The 20,937-nt window shown below is 45.4% G+C and carries 17 protein-coding genes; 8 read left to right on the plus strand and 9 right to left on the minus strand.

The features are described 5' to 3' along the window. Nucleotides 1-158 precede the first annotated feature (158 nt). Nucleotides 159-539, plus strand: a complete 381-nt coding sequence (locus KFE26_RS11065; protein WP_212600423.1) for a hypothetical protein — start codon at nt 159-161, stop codon at nt 537-539. A gap of 69 nt (nt 540-608) precedes the next feature. On the opposite strand, the gene KFE26_RS11070 is transcribed toward KFE26_RS11065, so the two are convergent. The 4 genes from KFE26_RS11070 to hldE all read right to left on the minus strand — a co-directional run bounded on the left by KFE26_RS11070 (nt 609) and on the right by hldE (nt 4,247). Then, the gene (locus KFE26_RS11070) at nt 609-1,193 is read right to left on the minus strand and encodes a hypothetical protein (protein ID WP_105251573.1); all 585 of its coding nucleotides are present in this window, start codon (nt 1,191-1,193) and stop codon (nt 609-611) included. 168 nt (nt 1,194-1,361) lie between these two features. Next, entirely contained in the window at nt 1,362-1,841 is a 480-nt protein-coding gene (locus KFE26_RS11075; RefSeq protein ID WP_006082899.1) for a TetR family transcriptional regulator, read from the minus strand. Nucleotides 1,842-1,992: 151 nt separating this feature from the next. Continuing rightward, the gene (locus tag KFE26_RS11080; RefSeq protein WP_131524278.1) at nt 1,993-2,820 is read right to left on the minus strand and encodes a hypothetical protein; all 828 of its coding nucleotides are present in this window, start codon (nt 2,818-2,820) and stop codon (nt 1,993-1,995) included. Then, nucleotides 2,817-4,247, minus strand: a complete 1,431-nt coding sequence (gene hldE / locus KFE26_RS11085) for a bifunctional D-glycero-beta-D-manno-heptose-7-phosphate kinase/D-glycero-beta-D-manno-heptose 1-phosphate adenylyltransferase HldE (RefSeq protein WP_028761811.1) — start codon at nt 4,245-4,247, stop codon at nt 2,817-2,819. The genes KFE26_RS11080 and hldE overlap by 4 nt, the downstream gene beginning before the upstream one ends. 103 nt (nt 4,248-4,350) lie before the next feature. Here hldE and KFE26_RS11090 point away from each other — a divergent pair, with 103 nt between their 5' ends. Continuing rightward, complete coding sequence (locus KFE26_RS11090; RefSeq protein WP_212600424.1) at nt 4,351-5,277, plus strand: LpxL/LpxP family Kdo(2)-lipid IV(A) lauroyl/palmitoleoyl acyltransferase; 927 nt, start codon at nt 4,351-4,353, stop codon at nt 5,275-5,277. A gap of 91 nt (nt 5,278-5,368) precedes the next feature. On the opposite strand, the gene KFE26_RS11095 is transcribed toward KFE26_RS11090, so the two are convergent. Next, nucleotides 5,369-7,099 (minus strand): potassium/proton antiporter, encoded by a 1,731-nt coding sequence (locus KFE26_RS11095; protein ID WP_131524280.1) that lies wholly within the window; start codon nt 7,097-7,099, stop codon nt 5,369-5,371. A gap of 886 nt (nt 7,100-7,985) precedes the next feature. On the opposite strand from KFE26_RS11095, the gene KFE26_RS11100 reads away from it, so the two are divergent. Beyond that, the gene (locus tag KFE26_RS11100; RefSeq protein ID WP_105251568.1) at nt 7,986-8,900 is read left to right on the plus strand and encodes a L,D-transpeptidase family protein; all 915 of its coding nucleotides are present in this window, start codon (nt 7,986-7,988) and stop codon (nt 8,898-8,900) included. Between the two features lie 92 nt (nt 8,901-8,992). On the opposite strand, the gene KFE26_RS11105 is transcribed toward KFE26_RS11100, so the two are convergent. After that, nucleotides 8,993-9,820 carry a M14 family metallocarboxypeptidase gene (locus KFE26_RS11105; protein WP_105251567.1) on the minus strand — a complete coding sequence of 276 codons (828 nt, stop codon included), beginning with the start codon at nt 9,818-9,820 and terminating at the stop codon, nt 8,993-8,995. A gap of 216 nt (nt 9,821-10,036) precedes the next feature. Between KFE26_RS11105 and KFE26_RS11110 the strand changes: the two genes are divergently transcribed. Both KFE26_RS11110 and KFE26_RS11115 read left to right on the plus strand, forming a co-directional pair. Next, nucleotides 10,037-11,455, plus strand: coding sequence for a pitrilysin family protein (locus KFE26_RS11110; RefSeq protein WP_173242958.1), 1,419 nt, complete (start codon nt 10,037-10,039; stop codon nt 11,453-11,455). Then, nucleotides 11,452-13,017 (plus strand): pitrilysin family protein, encoded by a 1,566-nt coding sequence (locus KFE26_RS11115; protein WP_249195686.1) that lies wholly within the window; start codon nt 11,452-11,454, stop codon nt 13,015-13,017. Before KFE26_RS11110 ends, KFE26_RS11115 begins: the two co-directional genes overlap by 4 nt. 44 nt (nt 13,018-13,061) lie before the next feature. On the opposite strand, the gene KFE26_RS11120 is transcribed toward KFE26_RS11115, so the two are convergent. Next, nucleotides 13,062-13,859, minus strand: a complete 798-nt coding sequence (locus tag KFE26_RS11120; RefSeq protein WP_212600476.1) for a polymer-forming cytoskeletal protein — start codon at nt 13,857-13,859, stop codon at nt 13,062-13,064. A 281-nt stretch (nt 13,860-14,140) separates the two neighbouring features. On the opposite strand from KFE26_RS11120, the gene zapE reads away from it, so the two are divergent. Continuing rightward, a complete protein-coding gene (gene zapE, locus KFE26_RS11125; RefSeq protein ID WP_212600425.1) occupies nt 14,141-15,421 on the plus strand; it encodes a cell division protein ZapE in 1,281 nt (426 codons plus the stop codon). A gap of 588 nt (nt 15,422-16,009) precedes the next feature. Further along, the gene (locus KFE26_RS11130; protein WP_212600426.1) at nt 16,010-17,635 is read left to right on the plus strand and encodes a methyl-accepting chemotaxis protein; all 1,626 of its coding nucleotides are present in this window, start codon (nt 16,010-16,012) and stop codon (nt 17,633-17,635) included. 124 nt (nt 17,636-17,759) lie between these two features. Here KFE26_RS11130 and KFE26_RS11135 read toward each other — a convergent pair whose 3' ends face one another. Next, nucleotides 17,760-18,758: a LysR family transcriptional regulator gene (locus KFE26_RS11135; RefSeq protein WP_173242949.1), complete on the minus strand. Its 999-nt coding sequence runs from the start codon at nt 18,756-18,758 to the stop codon at nt 17,760-17,762. Between the two features lie 138 nt (nt 18,759-18,896). Here KFE26_RS11135 and KFE26_RS11140 point away from each other — a divergent pair, with 138 nt between their 5' ends. Beyond that, entirely contained in the window at nt 18,897-19,856 is a 960-nt protein-coding gene (locus tag KFE26_RS11140) for a sodium-dependent bicarbonate transport family permease (protein ID WP_212600427.1), read from the plus strand. A gap of 77 nt (nt 19,857-19,933) precedes the next feature. Here KFE26_RS11140 and KFE26_RS11145 read toward each other — a convergent pair whose 3' ends face one another. Further along, on the minus strand, nt 19,934-20,905 hold the full coding sequence (locus tag KFE26_RS11145; RefSeq protein WP_198571855.1) for a diguanylate cyclase: 972 nt from the start codon (nt 20,903-20,905) through the stop codon (nt 19,934-19,936). Nucleotides 20,906-20,937: the final 32 nt, after the last annotated feature.

Raw genomic sequence — 20,937 nt, forward strand, 5'->3', positions numbered from 1 at the left:
AGGGAGCCACTGGCTCCCTTTCTTTTCACATTTTTTTAAGTCTATTAAGTTAGTCTCTGCGCCAATATGATGCGAGGCTTATCTGCCCAAAATGCTGATACGCTTAATGTAAGCTAAAACAGTAAGTTAAATCTAAAGCTGGTTTAAGGAAATTATAAATGTTGCTTGGGCTGTTTATCCTATCTGCCGTATTAATCAAAACCTCATTACTCGGGCTTGGCTGGATATCGATTACCATCGGCCTGAGTGGGTACCTATTTTGTCGATGGTGTAATATCAAGTTAGATATAAAACTGATTGATAAATTTAAACGACTCTTTATCACTGGCGCGGCTCTGCATCTTCTCGTCTATATCGGCTTAATCACTAAGCTTTTCCTTATCGACAGCTTTGAAGACTTACCCACATTCCTGATAAGTCACTTAGTCTTTCACCACGCAATCAGTGCCGTGATTGCTGCTGCATTAACCTTCTTGGCGATTCGCATCTATCTACAACAGCAAAAATTAGCTCAAGCCTATCGACAGGAATTAAGCTAACTCAACAAGGTTTTGATGACAAATGCAGACGAATAAAAGCTGGCTAGATTCATCATTAGCCAAGATACGTTAGTCGACGGCAATATCGTTATCTTTAAGCTCTTTTGACAGGGTTTCATAATTCGTTTTGAGTTTTGGCAAAGTATCTTCTTTGATTTTACTCAATACATTTTGCAACTGATCCTTACCGTAAGAAACGCTATAGTGACGGGTTTCAATATTGCTAATGATCTTCTCAGACTCTAAATACAAACGACGAATATCAGACAAAATATCACTCGGTGTTTCTAGCGCATTGGCAGAATAGCGCATGTTATCCCAGACAAATAATCCCATCTGCGGATGCATTTTCACTAAACTATTACTACTCACAGTCTCAACTGTGTCAGCGTAATGACTCAAGATTTCAACATTGTCACTCACTTCGTCATATAGGGCATGACGCAGATGATAGTTATTCTGCATATTGCTCAGGGCATCAAATTTAATTGCCTGTGACAACCCTTCTTGCGCGGCTAAGTACACGCCAACAACAGTCGCAATGATTATAAAAATCTGACTCACCCAAAAACTGGTTTTGATAAGCTCAGTGTTATCAAGCTTAATGGCGCGTTTAGGCATATCTGCCTCATTAGAGATGGGTGTCATGTCCATATGTTTTATCCTGTCAAATCAAGAGTACAAGGCAATATCACTAACTTAAATCATTATTGAGTGGTCATCCTACACTATTGGGGTATGACTTACCTCAGTACAAATCACGATTTTTACCCACAAAAAAGGAGCCATTAGGCTCCATTTTTATATTCATTGGTCAGTCTATTATGCTGCTTTTGCCACATCAAAATTGGATAGCAACATCACAGCTGTACGGCCTAATAAATGGTTGATCGTGCGATCGCCCGCTAAGCCTAACTCAGCAATCGCTTGCTGACGCGCTGTACTCACCGCTCTAAAGAGGGTAATTTCATTATTCGCACCACCACAAAGACTAAAGAACAGTCTTAATACTGCGCGGTAATGCTCTTCCTGCATTGCCTGCATCCAGGATGTTTCTAATGCCTCTTGGCTAGAAAAATCCAGCGCAGCAACAAATAGATTGCCGATACGACTATCTAAACGAACAAGAAAATCGCTTTTGCGTGGAAAATGGTGACTAATACCTGTGCGACTAATACCCGTTGCTTCAGATAACGTAGTATAAGACATAGTCTCAAAGCCGATAGTCAAAATTTGTCTTAACGCTTCATCCATAATTTGATTTATGGTTTGCTCAGTTTGTACTCGCGAGCGCTTAGCCATAGTAATGTCTCCCCTCTTATTTTTAGGGGGAAAGCTTACCAAAGCCGCTCAGGGATTACTGCTGTTCACTGGGCCGTAACCAGCGTATTTCACTTTTGTTCAGCTAGGGTTCAGTTTAAAACAGGCTTCACCACTGATTTAATTAACACATTCATAACATTGAATTTTGTACCAACCAGTTATGTGCTTTTTCTTCGCCCATGAGTAAAACGAACGTCGGTTGGAGATAGTGTCCAAGATCAGCTTTTCGCCAAAATAGATATTCAGGAAGGGGTTGCAATACACTCGCGCCAAAAGTGCGTTGCATTAAGCTCGAATACTCACCTAATAATCTCGGCTCTAATTGCTCGGCTTTAGGGTAAAAATTCGTTAAAAAGTCCCGATACTCGGCAAATTTAGCCACTTGAGCAACATCGTATCGATGTAACACTTGTATCAACATTGGCGAACTCCAATGCGACAAATATTGCGGGCTTGTTAATGCATCAAGGTTGCGTCTGTGGTATTGCTGCCACGCCAAGGCAAAATCATTTTTCTCCCGTGCGATACGCCAAACCAAATAAATGTCAGCTAGCCATTCATGTTGATATGCACTCAAGTGAGTAGGTAACACAGAGCCTTGCAGAGCAAGGTTCTCCAAATGACCGAGCTCATGCCATAGGGTTAATTGTGGCTGTTCAAGCAAAGGTAATTGGTAGGTCACCATATCGACACTGGCTAACTGTACTTGCGGTGTCCGCTGCTCATTCACTAAGACTAGGCCCGCAATTTTATTGTCATCGACGGGCATGACCATGGCACTTCTGCGGCCTAAATCAAGCCTAAATTGTTCGAGTGTTGCAGGAAGCTGCACCAACACTTGCTCTGGCAATAATGCCAAGCAAGTATCAAGCTCAGGTAAAGGGCAAATCAAAGCCTGCTTATCGGCAATGGGCGTCCAAGTCAGGCTAGATACGAATGCCAGAGCGACTAAGCTCACTGATTCGCCATGATATTTTGTATAATCGCCGTGGTTGAAATACCATCCTCAAAGCCCAGCACTTGCACTTGGCCACCGGCGGCAATCACTTCAGCGCCACCAGCAATATCCTCAAGCTTATAATCACCACCTTTGACCAGCAGATTTGGCAGCAATCGAGTAATGATGCGCTGCGGCGTATCTTCACTAAAAGGCACAACCCAATCGACAGAAGCTAAGCCAGCGAGCACAGCCATACGACGATCAACCTGATTAACTGGACGGCCTTCACCCTTGAGGCGTTTAACCGAGGCATCATCGTTTACCGCGACGATCAAACGATCGCCCAAAGCTTTCGCCTGTTTAAGATAGCTCACGTGGCCCGCATGTAAAATATCAAAGCAACCATTAGTCATCACCACACGTTCACCGCGTAGTTTGGCTTGCTCTAAGGCGTAGGCCAGTTGATCTTCACTCACCACCCCAAAACCCGATTCTCCATGGTGCAAAGCTAAAGCTTCAATAAGCTCAATGCGGCTCACGGTAGAAGTGCCAAGTTTACCGACCACAACGCCTGCGGCGGTGTTCGCAATCGCACAAGCTTGCGGTAAATCGGCGCCCGCGGCTAATGAGGTTGCTAAGGCCGAAATCACAGTATCGCCAGCCCCCGTCACATCATAGACTTCACGGGCAACGGTAGGAATGTGCAACTCAGGCGCATTAGCGGTCACTAAGGTCATACCCTTTTCAGAGCGGGTGACTAAAATGGCATCAAAATGATGTTGCTTGAGTAAACCACGGGCTTTTTCCAGCAGGTCGGCTTCAGAGGTCACAGTGCCAACAACAGCTTCAAACTCGCTCATATTTGGGGTAATGAGTGACGCACCATGATAACGACCAAAGTCACTGCCCTTAGGATCGACTAATACCATCACACCTTTCGAACGCGCTAATGCAATAAAATCTCGCGGCTGATCGATAGCGCCCTTTGCATAGTCAGATAGCACCACGACATCGACAGAATCGAGTAAGGCCTCGGATTGTTTCAATAAACGCACGCTATCGGCCTTGTCGAAGGCTTCTTCGAAATCGAGGCGGATAAGCTGCTGATTTCGTGATAACACCCGCAACTTAGTGATGGTTGGTTTATCAGCAATACTTAACCATTGGGGTTCAACCCCTAAAGTTTGCACACCGAGCGTTAGGGCATGGGCAGTATCATCTTGACCGACAAGCCCGGCAAGTTGGACTTGCCCCCCTAAGGTCGCGATATTGAGCGCCACGTTGGCCGCGCCGCCGGGTCTGTCTTCGACTTGATTAATCTTCACCACAGGTACGGGGGCTTCAGGGGAGATACGTCCCGTAGGGCCAACCCAATAGCGGTCTAACATCACATCGCCGACGACTAACACTCTGGCTTTTTCAAATGCTGGCAGAGAAACCTTCATAGTGCTCTTATCTTTATGCAGAAATTAAACCGTGATTGTACCTAATTTTCAGCAAAAATTGAGTTAGAATGAGCAGTAATTTTCAAAAGTAGTGAGTATTTTTGTGGTCGAGAAAGCCGAGTTTTCATCTTCTTTATATCATCCTAAGCATTGGCCCATGTGGTTTGGCGTATTTTTGATGCGTTTAACTCAGCTTCTACCGCTTCCTTGGCAGATGACGCTGGGTAAGGGATTGGGTCGCTTAGTGATGAAATTCGCAGCTGGCCGCACCCACACAGCGCGCCGTAACTTGACCCTCTGTTTCCCTGAAATGACGGAAGCACAGCGAGAAGATTTACTCACGCGTAACTTTGAAGAAACGGGCAAAGCCATTTTCGATACCATCAATGCATGGTGGTGGCCCGATGAAAAAGTGCAGCAGCACATGAGTATCAAAGGCGAAGAACACGTGCAAGACACCCTCGATGCTGGCCACGGAGTTATCCTCTTTGCCGTGCATTGTTTACCGCTGGAAATGGGCGCACGTATCTTCGGCCAATTCCAACCCGGCGTGGGGGTTTATCGCCCACACAATAATCCTGTGATGGAATACCTGCAGGTCAAAGGCCGTTTACGCTCGAATAAAGGTCTTGTTTCTAAACGCGACTTGCGCCAAATGATACGCTGCCTACGCAATCCCGATGTGATTTGGTACACGGCCGATCAAGACTTTGGCCGATCAAGCGCGGTATTTATCCCATTTTATGCCATGCCAGATGCGGCAACGATTACCGGTGCCACCACGTTAGCTAAACTCGGCAAAGCTAAAGTCCTGCCTTTTTTTGTGGAACGTACTACTGATGATAAAGGCTATCGAATTGAAGTGATGCCACCGCTGGATAATTTCCCCGGCGAAGATGAATTAGCCGACGCGATTCGCGGTAACAAGATTATCGAATCCATCATAGATAAAAACCGCGCCCAATATATGTGGTTACATCGCCGCTTTAAGACCCGTCCCGACCCAACGGACAAATCTTTATATCAGTAACTCATTCAGTTTTTGAATACAAAAATGCCAGCAAATAAGCTGGCATTTTTTATGGTAACTTCCGATAGTAAGGACCATCTAGCACATAGGATTAGAGCGCATTCTCAGTCGGTAAACGAATACCTACGTTAGTGACTTTACCTTCATACAGCCCCGCCACCACCCAATGCAACGACTGCCAGTGGAACTGATCCCCAAGTACAGGATTAGCACCAAGCTGAGATACCACAAGGTCTGCGACTGTCATATCATCAGCGAGATTATCTAAACTCAAACCATAAATAGGCGCGAGATCCGCAAGCTTAACGTCTGTTTCAATAAAGAAATCACCGAAGAATCGTTGTACTTCTTTATTTTCTGGCGCTTGGCTAAAGAGGTTACTCAAGGCTTCTAAACTTTTCTCCTGACCCAGCACACAGAGTATATCGCCCGCCTCGAGACGAGTACTACCCGATGGATGCAACAAAGTGTCATCCCTAAATACCGCCGCAATCCGTGTCCCATCAGGCATAGCCAAGCGCTTTAGCGGCTCACCAATACACCACTTACTTTCACTCAAACGATAGACAAACACTTCCCATTCGCTGCTCGGGTAAATTTCAACTCCCGAGCGCGAAACGGGTAACGGCTTTGGGGGCAGTTCCACCTTAGCTAAACGCGCCGCAGTGGTCAAAGACGCACCTTGAACCAGTAACGAGACTAATACGACGAAGAAAGCTAAGTTGAAGTACAACTGAGCACCCGGTAAGCCCGCCATCATAGGGAATACAGCTAAGATGATAGGCACAGCGCCGCGTAACCCCACCCAAGAAATAAACCAGCGGTCGCGGCTGCTAAAGCTCTTAAAGGGCAATAGACTGATCCACACGGCGACAGGGCGAGCAAATAAAATCATTCCGAATGCCAGAGCAAAACCTGGGATCATGATATCGACTAAATCTGAAGGGGTAAGCAATAACCCTAATACGAGGAACATGCCGATTTGACTGACCCAAGTCATACCATCCAGTACGTTCAAAATCGCATGACGGCCCCGGGTTGGCTTATTGCCGAGGAACAGACCCACTAAGTAAATCGACAGAATACCGCTACCACCCAGTTTGTTGGACGCAGCATAAATAATCAGACCACCGCTTAAAACTAAAATAGAGTACAGACCATCAGCTAACTTGCTTAAATTGACGAGCTTCCACAGCATCCAGCCACCGCCTAAACCTAAACAGATCCCCAGACCAAATTGCTTAATAAAGCTAATAAGCATAAAGCTGAAGGACAACTCACTGTCGACATTGGCAAGAATGGCAATCAAGGTTACGGTTAAGAATACCGCCATGGGATCGTTACTGCCGGACTCAATTTCTAAGGTCGCACCAACCCGCTCATTAAGGCTACGCCCTTTAAGCAGTGAAAATACCGCGGCGGCATCGGTCGAGCCCACAATCGCGCCCACCAGCAAACCTTGCAACCAATGCAAGTCGAACAACCATGCGGCCATCATGCCGGTGATACTGGTCGTAATGGCAACGCCAAAGGTCGCCAACGATAATGCAGGCCATAGCGCCACCCTAAAACTGGCAACGCGGGTGCGCATACCGCCATCGAGTAAAATAATCGCTAAGGCTAAGTTACTGACTAAATAGGAAGTTGAATAATCATCAAACTGGATTCCACCAACGCCATCTTCGCCAGCCAAAATACCCACAGCGAGGAAAATCAATAAAATAGGGATGCCCAAACGGGAAGACATAGGACTAAGTAAAACACTCACTGCTGTAAGCAAGGCGCCAATCAGAAAAAAACTATTGATGGAATCTGCATCCACAAACGCCTCCTTAATACAGGTTGTTTAGTTAAACGATAGACAAATCACCGAGGTTAAAAATGACTCAACTCACAATTTTATGATTTTATATTAGCACAAAAATATCGAATTATTGGAGCGTTAAATATTAAATTTCAATCATCTACATAAAAAATGTCATAAAACCAACTTTCTATTAACCTTTAGATAAAGGCTAACGTAAAACCTAAAGGATAGCAGAACATCACCACACGACTTAATAAGCATTAAAATAAATGAATATCAAATAGTTAAAAATAACAAACTGAACGTAAACTCAAATCATTCAAGCAAAACTCAGCTCACAAACCTGTATAAACTAACGGTATCATAGCCAATTTAGTGCCAGATAAAATAATGTCGTGTAAAAGGTGAATATTTGAACATTATTCTTAAGCTAATTGTTTTAACTCCATTTATTTGCCAATGAGATGATTTAAACTCACTTTATCCAATGAGCAATAGCCTTGTCAGAAAAGGACCACACACTGTTTTCCCAAAACAAATCAATTCAGTTCCAGTAACGCCATACATGCTCGCCATTCAAACAGACACGTTTTAGATTGGTTAACACTGCAAATATTTTTCATCAAGCAGGAAGGTATACACAAGATAATTGAGTACAGCAGGTTTTAACGACAAGACTAAATACTGACAATTGACGCCGCTAAGGAAAACCGTTAAAACAAAAAATTAAGCGATAAATACGCCGTACTGATCATATTTCAGTTGAAATAATGTCCAAAATAAGGAAGGATGCGAGCTTCGCGCGCCAGTGCATTTTGCTCGTCAAATTGCCGCTCTCGTTTTAAGAGAGAAAGCTGCGTTAAACACGCTTTTTTATTAACAGGAATCGTAGTATCCGCTTATGAGTATGCTTCGCACCACAGCTTTATTATTGACTTTGGTTTTCCCTAGTCTGTCCGCTTTAGCAACGGAATATCCTTTACCAGCCGCCCAAAGCAGGCTAATTGGCGAGAACCAGTATTATACGGTTCCAGAGGGTAAACACACTCTCGAAGATATCGCAGCCAAATACCAGCTTGGTCTCAGTAACCTACTCGAAGCTAACCCAGGTGTGGATCCATTTCTGCCAAAACCAGGTAGCCAACTGATCATTCCATTGCAATTGATCCTGCCAAACGCTCCCCGTGAAGGCATAGTGATCAACGTGGCTGAAATGCGGTTGTATTACTATCCAAAAGGCAAAAAGACTGTTGAAGTGTTGCCTATTGGTATTGGCCAAATTGGTAAAGACACACCAGAAAACTGGGTGACCACTGTACAACGTAAGCGTGCGAATCCAACTTGGACACCCACACCGCGCATTCGTAAAGAATATGCTGCTAAAGGTGAAATCCTGCCTGCGGTATGGCCAGCGGGTCCAGATAACCCTATGGGACTGTATGCGCTGTATATCGGCAACTTGTATGCGATTCACGGTACTAACGCAAGTTTCGGTATTGGTTTGCGTGTCAGTCAAGGTTGTGTGCGTTTACGCCATGAAGATATCGAGCATCTATTCAAGACTGTACCAGTGGGAACTCGGGTACAATTTGTGAACCAACCGATTAAAGCAACCGAAGAGCCAGACGGTAAACGCTACTTAGCCGTGCATCAACCATTGTCTCGCACTGTGGCGGAGTTTGAATCAAATGAGCCCGTTGCGATATCACTGCCAAAAGAGATCGCTAAGTTTATCGCGAAAGCTGACACTGATTCTTCTGTGATCAAGAAGCTACTCGATGAACGTACTGGTGTGCCAATGCGAATTAATCAATAATTCACTGGCGAATACCACCTAAAAAAATACCCGCAATCTGCGGGTATTTTTTTGTCATGTCAGGCTATTCACTAACGTAATAGACTAACATATCAATCACATAAAGGTGCACACAGGGCCAAGAAGTGAGTCATAGCAGCACTGTTTGCTAATACGCGTTGATCGAAGTTTTGCAACGCAGGCGTTTCAGTACAAGCACCGACACGAGCACCACTTCGTACTAAACAAGCTTCAAAAGACGTATCAAAATGATTGAAGATCAAACCATCCTTAACAGGACACCCATCAATCTCACCGTCTACCGCAATCGGGAAATAACCACCTAAAGTATCGCGTAGATCGAGACTAAAACGTCCTGGCACTTGGCTTGGCTCAAAAGAATACACATAGGCTTCACGACTCAAGACATCTTCATGGCAAGTTAAAATACCGTCTCGACTCGCAGCAAGCAGTAACTGTGCGTGCTCTAACAATAGCTTACCTTCAACCGATGTATGTTCATTCGCTTTAGGTTTACCGTTCTCAAATACAAAACCACGATTTGGATTTTCGCCGTATTTATTAAATCTATGACCACGACTGAATCCAGTAGGATTGACGAGAGGCAATAAACTCAAGTTCACCCGTTCAAATAGGTCTGCTGAAGCTTCACTCAAAAAATGCAACAAACCCCATGGGCCTGCAGATTCTTCGCCATGAAATCCTGTGCTGATCAATAAAGAAGGTAAGCCTGACTTAGCGGCCGGTGACTGATACAAGCTAACATCGTATTTACCCACTTCACCCAATGTTTTCTCAACCATGCCCAAACGGGTCATTTCCTGCTCAAGCAGCAGATAGAAATTATCAATATCAGTGCTTTCACAGTTAAAAATATCGCTTTTCCACTGAAAGGATTCGAACGGAGATCTGCTTACCATATCTTGTACTTATGCCAGAAAAAGAACTGTGCCATCATAGCAGTTCTTTTCAAAAACTGAATGCTATTCAACTGATTTCGATGAAATCCGAGCAGTCGTCGACAGTGGTGCAATCTGTATCGATACCTGCGAATGTATCAATTGCCTGTCGTTAATGGTATCCAGCTTGAGTAAGACATTTAACAAATTAAAAAATAAGCTCGGCAGGACGCACTTATGAACACTCAAATCACCTTTTTTATCGCCCTTTCGGCCAGTGTTTTCAGTCATACGCTACAGGCCCAATGCCACGCCGAGCAAGATGCACAAGCCTTATATGCGCTCGAAGCGAATATAGAGACCTATACACTACAAAATGGCCTGACTGTGCGATTACTGCCCATAGCAGATAAACAAACAGTCACAGTCGCCAGCCAATTTAATTTAGGCGCCCGCAACGAAGCCCAAGGTCAGAGTGGTTACGCCCATCTGTTTGAGCACATGTTGTTTAAAGGGAGTGAAAATGCCCCCGGCGATACCTATGCTCAGCAGTTCAGTGCTTTAGGTGCACGTTTTAATGCCAGCACGCATTTTGACTACACCAACTACTATGTGACGCTGCCAAACCAAGCATTAGAACTGGGCTTATATCTCGAAGCCGATCGCTTTATCCGCCCTAGCCTTAACGCCACTACGGTTAAAAATCAACAGGAAACCGTACTGCAGGAAATGGCACAAACCATAGATAATCAGCCCTATATCCGCAGCGCGATGGCGTTTTTACTCGAGCAAGTAAAAGGCACTCCCTACGGTCACGGTATTATTGGCAGCCGCGAAGATATCTTGCAAGCCACGCCAGAAAACCTAACGGCCTTTCACCGTGCTTATTATCGTCCCGATGCGATGCAGCTTTCCCTTGTCGGCAAACTAAGCCCACAAACCCGACAATGGATAGAGCAAAATTTTGCGGCTTGGTCTAGGCCAACGATTGCTGAACCTGAATTTTCTGAGTTAACAATCCAACCTAAACAAGTACATGCTGAGTTAGTGGATGAGCGCGGACCTTGGCCCGGATTACTGCTCACTTGGCATACAGTAGGTAAAGATCACCCCGATGCTGCGGCAATTCGGCTGCTAGAAGGTTATTTATTTCAAAACACCGCCAGTGCACTCGCTAAACTCAGTCTGCATAATCCCGAACAAATGCTCAGCTACTCCCTGCCCTTTGAGTTAGAAAATCATGGCATAGCGAATATCGTCCTGGTTCCACGGGCACGGACCTCACTCGATGCCTTAGTGCAAAAAGTATTGGGACTTGTGGCACAAACGCAGCAAGATGCTCTTGATGAAGCAAGTCTTTGCACACTTAAACAAGTGTGGTTAAACAATCAATTACAACAACTGGATGACACACAGGCCTTAGCCATCAAGCTTTCCGCAACGTCGGCTCAAGATAAAGACCATCCCTTTACCGCGCAGTGGCAACGGATCAACGCAGTCACGGCCGACGATATCCAAAGCGTTGCAAAACGGTATTTCAACCAAGATTATGTCCGAGTCGACCTACTGCCACCTTGGTATATTCGCTGGGGTAAAACGCTACTGGAATGGCTGCCTAACGATATGAGTGACAGTTTAGAGGATGCGGTATTATGACGACTCAGACAATGTCAAAGCAGCTACAAGGCTTAATGTTCTGCGCTGTGGCTTTATCACTAAACGCCTGCCAGCAGACGCAAATCATCTTCACGCCGAGCGAACCGCCGAGTTTAGCCCATTTTGAAACGCCAAACTCTTTAGCCCATTCTTTGCCTAGCTCTTTGAACAATCATTTACTCAAAAGCGGCGTCATTATCCCCGTAACGGATGAAATTTTTACCGATGAAGCCCATACCGAATTGGATTTACCCTATCAGTTACATCGCCTTGCCTCACTTCAAATGAATAACAGTGTGAGCAACAGGGTCAGTTTAGCGGCAGTGAGCCCGCAAGTTCCCTTCAATAATCCTGATATTTTACAGATTGCCTTTCAAGAAAAGGCCCGCGCACTTGCCATTAGCCGCGCAGATCCCTGTCTTGAGACTTTCAATATGCGTGTCAGCTTGCACAGCATTAATTTAAGCCTCACTTGCCCCGACGATGTTAACCATATCTACGGCTTACTACTGCAATTTTGGCAGCCAGATGCCTTTGTTGATGCGACAACCACCCCCGTCGATGTCGACAATATTCGCCGTCAACTCAAGCTCAATAAACACTTAAACGCCTTTAGTGGCGCCGAGATAGATAAAGTGTGGCGCGATAAACTGCTCGGCCCAGAACATCCCTACAATAGAGTGATCAATAATAATGCATTGTTCGATTCGCTCAGCCTAAGGCAACTGCAACAAATCCAACAGCAGGCGGTAACACAAGCACAGTGGCATCTTTTTCTACCCAACTCTTTGGCAAATAACGCTAAATTTGACCTTCAAGCTAGCCTTAAACTGTGGCCATTATTGCCTAATTCAGTGTGGAAAGCGGATAAAGCAGAGACAGTAAAGCCTCAGCAAATCAAGAGGATTTACCTTATTGATGCGCCGGGCAGCGTGCAAACCCAAGTCCGCCTAGGTTATGCCATAGATCATGTCCTAAGTGATGCATCAACTCAGCAGCAACTGAACCCACAGGAAGTCGCCTTAAGCTGCCGCAGTTTATCCGCACTCATGGGCCGCAGTTTTTCGGGCAGACTCTACTATGATTTACGGGAAAAACGCGGCCTCACCTATGGCATCTACGGCCAGTGCGCCAATGCACCGCTCTCCAGCAGCATCAAGTTTTATGGCAGTACAGCCATAGAACATACGGGCGCGTTTGTGGTGGGGATAGTAGATCACCTAACACTCGTTAAGACGCAAGGTGTTAGCCAAGGTGAAATCGATGCGCTTAAAACCTATTTGATCGGTGAAGATTTGCTCAGCCAAGACAACAGCATTCAACGTGAAAACCAATATATCCACCAAGTCGCGACAGGATTAACTCAAATTGAAGTTCAGCAGCTAAATGCAGGATTACAGGCTCTAACGCCCGAAAGGCTACAACAGTTAGCAAACGCGGCTTTTAGTGGTAATCCATTGATTATTTTGCGGGGCGATGTTGATCGAATTCTTCCTGACTTAAAAACCAAGCTACCAGAGTGGCTGTTTGAAAGGGTCAAGGTTGGCCTAACTGACAACTAAAGCCAAATAATCCTTCTAAAAGATTCAAATGCGCGATCGACAAATTAGAGCTTATTGGTCGCACTGTCGCTGGCACGCGGTGCGCCATTATCACCCTGCGTCATCTGTTCATGGCCTTGTTCCATTTGTTGTAAATCTTCCATCGCCGAATCCTGCTGCATGATCTGCGGATCAGGATCATCTGCCGGTAACACCGCCATATTGTCGGCATTCGCGCTATTTGGCGTAACAGGTTGATCAGGAGCCATACCATTTACGGCCTTAAGCCCCTCGATTGCCGGAGACACCTCAGTTTTCAACGTGCTGTCACTAAGATTCGGTAACCACTCACGCAATTGCTCGGGTCCAAAACTAAAACCTAACGCTATGACGACAGTTGCCACTGCAACATACAGCCAAGGGCGAATCGCCAGATTATCACCTCTTAGTAAAGTGCTTTCACTGGCATATAAATGCGCATCCGAGCGTTGAGCTATTGGCGCGAGTGCTTGTAGCATGTCCGGCAAGGCATCGAGTTCAGGACCTTTAATGCGCTGACCAATAAACTGCCCACCTTCGTAAATCTCCATCTGATGACTGGCGACTTCACCGTCAACCACACCAGAACTGGTAATAATCAACTTATTACAACAGACTCTTCCGCGAAATACGCCACAAACCCGCAGCTCATGACAACTGACTTCACCAGAGATCTCGCCGCCAAGTTCGATCTTAATTTGTCCTGCTGATCTAATCTTGCCCTGCAATTTACCCGCAATGAATGCCGCGCTCTCGAACTGAATGTCGCCCTCAATCAAGGTTTGTGCACTGATAACCGTAATGCCATTGCCCTTACTCGCCATAGGATTCATTCCATATCATTATTTTTGTGACAAAGATGTTATGGTAAAAGTCCTCGAGAATAAAGCACTGGTTTCGCTTAGTATTTAACCTAAGCCCCAGAGCGGGACTTAAGTCACGCCAGCGACTATGTTACCCTGCGCATCTTGCCATATGGCTCCCGAGTACCTGAATATGAGTAACAGGATGCCTCAAAAAGGTGAGTGTTGATATCGCACTAAAACAAAGCTAAAGAACACACTAGCAGCAAACACCGAAAACAAACCGCCAACGAGACCCCGACATGGCACATTCAAACTCCGCTAGCTCGCAATCGATAACCCCAATCGTAACACCACTTGAAGCGTATCGCGCCAAGGTGTGCATAGATCTCATTGACGATCCCGCGCAGCAACAGGCGGTGTTGGCGCTCGATGTGCTATTTAAGCAGTTGATGCTACAGCCACATTCAGCACAGTTTCCCCTTATCAACAAACAAGCAATCAAAGGTCTGTATCTGTGGGGCGATGTGGGTCGGGGCAAAACGTTTCTGATGGATTTGTTTTTCGATTGCTTGCCGAGTGAAGGTAAGTTAAGACTGCATTTTCACCGATTTATGGCGCGGATTCACCAAGCATTACGCGAACATTCGGGTAAACGAGATCCGTTAACTCTCATAGCTAAAAATCTCGCAAAAGAGTGCAAGGTGCTGTGTTTCGATGAGTTTTTTGTCTCGGACATTGGCGATGCCATGATACTCGCTGGGCTCTTTGAATGCCTATTCAAACAAGGTGTGGTGCTGGTCGCCACCTCAAATATTCCTATTGAGCGCTTATATGAGAACGGCCTAGCTAGACACAGATTTTTACCTTGCATCCAGCTACTGCAAACACACACTCAAATGCTGCATCTCAATGGCAACCAAGACCATAGAATGCACGCCATCAATGCTTCATTAAACAACGAGATTGGCATTGATAGCGCTGAAGTTAACGCCTCGATTTCCCGCAATATAGGCATTACCGGAACACTCGATTTTGAGCAGATTTTTGACAAGCTAGTGAATGGGTTAACGCCAAATACACCCTATATAAGCGCTACTGCCATTAGTGATAGCAGAATGAGTAATGCTAGCCTAACCATCTGCAACCGTGAAATCCCTGTGATCCGCGCCGCTATAGCGCCAACAGGCAACTCAGTCGCTTGGTTCGACTTTTATGCCCTATGTGACGGCCCGAGATCCCAGCTCGATTATATCGAAATAGCCAGTCGATTTAAGATCTTAATGGTGAGCAGCGTTCCCAAATTAGGCGGCGAAGTAAAAAGCTGGATCCGTGCCCGCGGCACAGAAGACGGTATAGGTGATAACCAAGCCGCAGCCACGGGCGAGCGCAAACTCTCCTATGCGGCCAACGACGACCCAGCACGGCGCTTTATTAGCTTGATTGATGAGTTATACGATCAAAATGTCAGCTTATATCTCAGCTGCGACGTGCCACTGAGTGAACTCTATCAAGGTGGCGCACTCAGTTTTGAATTCCGCCGCACCTACAGTCGATTAATAGAAATGAGTCGAAGTGAATGACCGTAAAACATTAGCGATTTATCGCTCTGTTGAGTTAGACCAAAACCCTAATATTGATAAGCAAGAAGTTAGCCATCACGATAAAAATTCGAGGAACAATTAGTGACAAGATAATTCATGCATTCAGAATATAACAAGTCAAATACGCTATTTGCAGATACAAGCCTAGAAAGATGAATAAGTACCTAAATTGAAAATCTGCAATCATAAACAAACTAGTACAGTAAAAACTATTATAATAATTAAAAATCAAATACATAAAATAGAAAATCCATCCTCCATAATCGATTCAATCCACACAACCAAATGACTCATTACGTTCAATTTGCTTCTAGCTGTTGCTAACCTTGAGTTTTAAGGTACGGTGTAACTTAGTTTCAATTGTTCTAATTTACAGCCTATAGGTTTAAATCGTTCAAATTTACAACCTGCAACATAAAAGCTCAAAAATATAATCTATAGTTTATGCAATCAACTAAAGACTCATGATTCTGACTAAGCACCATGACACTTAGTTCGAAATATTCGCTAGACAATATTAAGAACAGCCTTAAACGGAACTCTTTTAAATACAGGGACGATTAACTTATGTGGTTACGACAATTTAAGATTGGCTCACGATTAATTGCTGCGTTTGGATTACTTGCTCTTGTGTTGCTACTTCAAGGAATCATGTCATTACAGACAATGTCATCCATGCGCTCCACTGCTGTAGAAATTGAAGATAATACCCTACCTTCGCTAGTCAGTCTGTCGAGCATCAACCTCAATGTGATGCGCGCTAGGGTGTTTACATTTCGCCTGTTATTAGCAAATTCGACTGCTGAACTTAACAAAGGACTCGATACATTAAGGCAAATCCGCCAGAGTATTAAAACGGATCAAAAAAACTATGAGCCTTTAATTAGCCTGCCAGGTGAGCAGGAGCTCTATCAAGAATTTAGTGGCAGCCTTGATCTGTATTTAAAGCATCAAGATGAGATGATCAGCAAGCTACAGGCGAATGATGCAGCCGAAGCTAAACGGATCATGGATGATGTCATGATAGTGCAAGCCGAAAAAATGACAAAGACGCTCATTAGCATTGGCAGCTTGAATACTGAATATGCAAAGGAACAAGGTCAAATAACTGCACAAGCCTACGACGAGAGTAAATGGCTAAACAGCATTATGATAGTGGGCTCCTTAATCGCTGCATTTGTAGTGGCAATATTTTTAACTCGCAGTATCGTGCAGCCAATGAAGGAAGCTGTAGGCATTTCAGTGGCAGTCGCAAGGGGGGATTTAACGCAGAAAATCAGCACAGAGGGTAAAGATGAAACCAGTCAACTGATGCAATCATTAGCTGAAATGCAGCAAAACCTGCGCGACACTTTATCCCATATAGCAAACTCCTCTAGCCAGCTCGCCTCCGCCGCCGAAGAACTCAATTCAGTCACTGAAGATGCTTCCCGCGGCATACAGCAACAAAATGATGAAATTCAGCAAGCGGCAACTGCGATTACCGAAATGAGTTCGGCAGTAGATGAAGTGGCCAATACGGCGGTGCTCGCTTCAGAAGCCTCTGAAGAAACCGCCCGCAGTACCGAATTAGGTAAAAAACAGGTAGATCAGACAGTCGCAGCCATTATCGACATGAATCAGGATGTGACACAAAGTTCACAGGTTGTTCAAACCTTAGCGATTCAAGCGAGGGATATAGGTAAAGTTCTCGATGTGATCCGCGCCATTGCTGAGCAAACAAATTTACTGGCCTTAAACGCAGCCATTGAAGCGGCGCGAGCGGGCGATACAGGCCGTGGTTTTGCGGTTGTTGCTGATGAAGTTCGTGCCCTAGCCCATCGCACTCAGTCCTCGACCCGTGAAATTGAAGACATGATTAACAAAATCCAGCACGGCACCGAAACGGCTGTGCAATCGATGCAGCACAGCGGCCAAAAGGCTGAACAGGCACTCTCAGTCGCAAGATTGGCAGGGGATGCATTAAACACGATTAATCGCCAAATCAGTACGATGAATAACAGCAACATGGTCATTGCAAGCGCCGCCGAAGAGCAAGCGAAAGTCGCACGTGAGGTCGATAAAAACATTGTGAATATTAGTGATCTTGCCAGCCAAAGTGCTGCGGGGGCACAGCAAACCAGTGCCTCAGCACATGAGCTCTCAAGACTCGCCGTTGAACTGAACAATCTACTGACGCGATTTAAAGTCTAGAGTATCACTTTATAATGGAATCAGAGGGTAATGGCACAAGATGTGTTAAACCGTTACCCTCAATGCATAACGCTATGATCTAGTTTAATAAAGCATTCCATAATACAAGCAAGACTCAAGAGTGCTAGGACCGAGTTTGCGGTGCATGATTAAAGTGCATAGCCAGTTCACTGATATCAGTGGCAACCCATTCTGGCTCGATACACTCGACCAAATGCGCCGCCATAAAGTCCACCAGTTGCATGGCGGCATAGGGCAAACGGCGATCTTTACGGCCAACTAGATACCAGTTACTTTCGAGCGGAAACCCCGTAACAGTTAGAATTGCAGGTTTTTCGCGCCCTTCTTGCAAGGTATGCGCCGAAATCACCGACAAACCTAAGCCCGACGCGACGCTCAAGCGTATCGCCTCATTACTCTCGATTTGCATAGTGTCACCGAGCGTGATGCCTTGGCCGCTGCACCAAGACTCGAACATTAAGCGGGTGGCTGACCCCGGTTCGCGAACGATAAAACGCTCATTTTTAAGCTCGTTAAAATTCACTTGTTCACGACCCACAGCCCAATGCTCCTTTGGTGCAATCAGTTGCAGCGGATTTTTGATGATGCGTGCAGATAACACGTTATCGCCACTTGGAGGATGACTGAACAGGTATAAATCATCTTCTTGACGTTCAAATCTGCCTAATACATGGGCACGGTTACCAATATTTAAGGTCACTTTAACCTGTGGAAACTGCCGATAAAATGCCCCTAAAATCCGTGGTAACACGTATTTTGCGGTAGTGACAATACCGATATTAATGTGACCGACACTGCCACCTTTAGCCTGCTGCATAAAAGCATCGAAATCCTCAAAACGACTCAAGGTATCGCAGGCTGCGCGGTACAACTCATTACCAATCAAGGTCGGTAACATGCGGCCATCACGACTCTCGAGTAATGGCTCGCCCAACACATCGGCCAGTTTTTTAAGCTGTAATGACACTGTGGGTTGAGTTAAATGCAATGCCCTCGCCGCTGCGGAAATATTACCTAACCGCACCACTTGCACATACACCTGCAGTAACCGAAAACTCAAATGCCGCAATTTAAGCTGAGTCGATGACGAACGCTTATCCATAGACAATTACCTATACCTAGGTGGTAAACAATTTATTTTTCAATATAACCAATTAGGTCCAAAATCACCAGCCATCAGGATCACCCGACAAACAAGCGCGTTTTGTACGGCTTAAAAGTCAAACTTAATGAGATACCAATGCCCGATATTGTCATTGCATTTTTCGCCTTAGGCCTGTTAGCTGGCCTAGTGAAATCAGATCTTAAAGTCCCACCCGCGATCTACGAAACCCTATCCATACTGTTAATGCTTACCTTAGGTTTAAAGGGCGGAATGGCACTCCACGGTCACACTCAAAACTTAGTGTTCACTGAGCTGTTAGCGGTTGTTGCCTTAGGTTTGATTATCCCCTTGGCCTTATACCCTGTACTAACCCGGCTGGTTCGCATTGGCCATACCGATGCCATTAGTATTGCCGCCCATTACGGCTCCGTCAGTGCGGGAACCTTTGCGGTGGTGATGGCTATGGTTGAAAAATCTGGGTTGATCTTAAGGCCAGAAACGACCCTATATCTCGTGCTGCTGGAACTACCTGCTATTGTCGTAATGCTCTGGTTACACAGATACTTAAGTGCCAAAAAAGCAATTGAAACATCACCCAAAAATGAAAATCAATCAAGCGTGTTGCACGAAGCCTTAACCAGCCGCGGCGTTGTCTTACTCCTTGGCGGTGTAGTGATAGGTTGGCTTTATGGCCCAACGGGACTTGCGCCGCTTACACCTGTGTTACTAGGCGGATTCAAAACCTTACTGGCATTATTTTTACTGGAAATGGGCTTAGTAACGGCTAAAGTGTGTTTGCCGCTACCACTGAAACAATGGCGCTTATTAGTGTTCGCCGCCGTAACGCCCTTTATATTGGCTTGGTGTGGTATTGGTGTAGGTGTTTGGCTGGACTTACCTTCAGGCAGCATTTTAGTGTTAGCGGCATTAAGTGCCAGCGCATCTTATATCGCAGCTCCAGCGGCCATTCGAGCCGCAATCCCCGAAGCCAATATAGGTCTGGCTATGCTAGCCTCACTCGGGATCACATTTCCAGTTAACGTGCTAATTGGCTTACCCTTATATCAACATTGGGTAACGCTCATTACAGCTTAGTACTTCTTCGCCGAATAAAGTCCAATGAAAAGGGAGACATTATTGTCTCCCTTTTCATTGGCATAAGCGTAAACAATTTAAGATGCATCACTGTGATGTGTGGCTTTATCCTGATACATGGCTTTATCGGCGGAATCTAACAGATCCTCTAAGCTCATATCTGAATCCGGTGTCCAATGGGCGATACCTATGCTGGTCGCCAATCTATGTTGCTTAGGGTGCTGTTGATTATATTGCTCAAGTAACTGCTTAAAACGCTCGATGACCCGATTGACGGTATCTCTATGCACAAAACTTAGCAGCACCACAAACTCATCGCCGCCAAGCCTTGCGATCACATCCGACTCCCTAAAAGCAGTCATTAAGATATGGGCAAAATCATATAACACCTGATCGCCCTTGCGATGACCAAAGCTGTCATTCACTTCCTTAAAAAAGTCGAGATCGAAGAATACTAAGGCCGCCTCAGATTCGGTACGTCGACAACTCGCCAGTGACTGATGGGCCAGTAATTCAAAACCACGTCGATTCGAAATAGCTGTCAAGGGATCTAAGGTATTTTGCGCGATAGAGAGTAATTCAGCCTCTACCATTTGTCCTAAATCCGTTAAGGTTTCAATGTCTTCAGCCGTAAAATCCCGCGGTTCAGTACCGATTAAACACAAAGTACCCACCCGATATTGCTCGTGAATGGTGAGGGGATAGCCGGCGTAAAAGCGAATATGCGGCAGCTCAGTCACCAGAGGATTGTCACTAAAACGGGGATCTTTGAGGGCGTCGTTCACGATGAAAATGCCGTCATGATTGATCGCATGTCCACAAAATGAAATTTCCCGAGGTGTTTCAGTCACCTCCAATCCTTGGCGAGATTTAAACCATTGCCGTTCGGCATCCACTAAGGTCACAACACAGATGGGCAAGGAGAAAATTCTGCGCGTAAGCCGAGTAATACGGTCGAAACGCTCCTCGGCATCGGTATCGAGCACATTAAGTGCCCGTAACGTGGCCAAGCGTTGCAGCTCGTTTTCAGGAATTGTAGGTAATTGCATGGCACTCTCAGCTAACTGCTCTCATTAAACTC

The sequence above is a fragment of the Shewanella sp. M16 genome, assembly GCF_018224605.1.
GTDB lineage: Bacteria > Pseudomonadota > Gammaproteobacteria > Enterobacterales > Shewanellaceae > Shewanella > Shewanella oncorhynchi.

Excerpts from the sequence above, each read along its gene's own strand:
- KFE26_RS11105 (WP_105251567.1), bottom strand. The coding sequence starts at position 9,820 with ATGGTAAGCAGATCTCCGTTCGAATCCTTTCAGTGGAAAAGCGATATT.
- KFE26_RS11110 (WP_173242958.1), top strand. The coding sequence starts at position 10,037 with ATGAACACTCAAATCACCTTTTTTATCGCCCTTTCGGCCAGTGTTTTC.
- KFE26_RS11135 (WP_173242949.1), bottom strand. The coding sequence starts at position 18,758 with ATGGATAAGCGTTCGTCATCGACTCAGCTTAAATTGCGGCATTTGAGT.
- KFE26_RS11145 (WP_198571855.1), bottom strand. The coding sequence starts at position 20,905 with ATGCAATTACCTACAATTCCTGAAAACGAGCTGCAACGCTTGGCCACG.
- KFE26_RS11140 (WP_212600427.1), top strand. The coding sequence starts at position 18,897 with ATGCCCGATATTGTCATTGCATTTTTCGCCTTAGGCCTGTTAGCTGGC.
- KFE26_RS11065 (WP_212600423.1), top strand. The coding sequence starts at position 159 with ATGTTGCTTGGGCTGTTTATCCTATCTGCCGTATTAATCAAAACCTCA.
- KFE26_RS11120 (WP_212600476.1), bottom strand. The coding sequence starts at position 13,859 with ATGGCGAGTAAGGGCAATGGCATTACGGTTATCAGTGCACAAACCTTG.
- KFE26_RS11100 (WP_105251568.1), top strand. The coding sequence starts at position 7,986 with ATGAGTATGCTTCGCACCACAGCTTTATTATTGACTTTGGTTTTCCCT.
- KFE26_RS11075 (WP_006082899.1), bottom strand. The coding sequence starts at position 1,841 with ATGGCTAAGCGCTCGCGAGTACAAACTGAGCAAACCATAAATCAAATT.
- KFE26_RS11070 (WP_105251573.1), bottom strand. The coding sequence starts at position 1,193 with ATGGACATGACACCCATCTCTAATGAGGCAGATATGCCTAAACGCGCC.
- hldE (WP_028761811.1), bottom strand. The coding sequence starts at position 4,247 with ATGAAGGTTTCTCTGCCAGCATTTGAAAAAGCCAGAGTGTTAGTCGTC.
- KFE26_RS11115 (WP_249195686.1), top strand. The coding sequence starts at position 11,452 with ATGACGACTCAGACAATGTCAAAGCAGCTACAAGGCTTAATGTTCTGC.
- zapE (WP_212600425.1), top strand. The coding sequence starts at position 14,141 with ATGGCACATTCAAACTCCGCTAGCTCGCAATCGATAACCCCAATCGTA.
- KFE26_RS11130 (WP_212600426.1), top strand. The coding sequence starts at position 16,010 with ATGTGGTTACGACAATTTAAGATTGGCTCACGATTAATTGCTGCGTTT.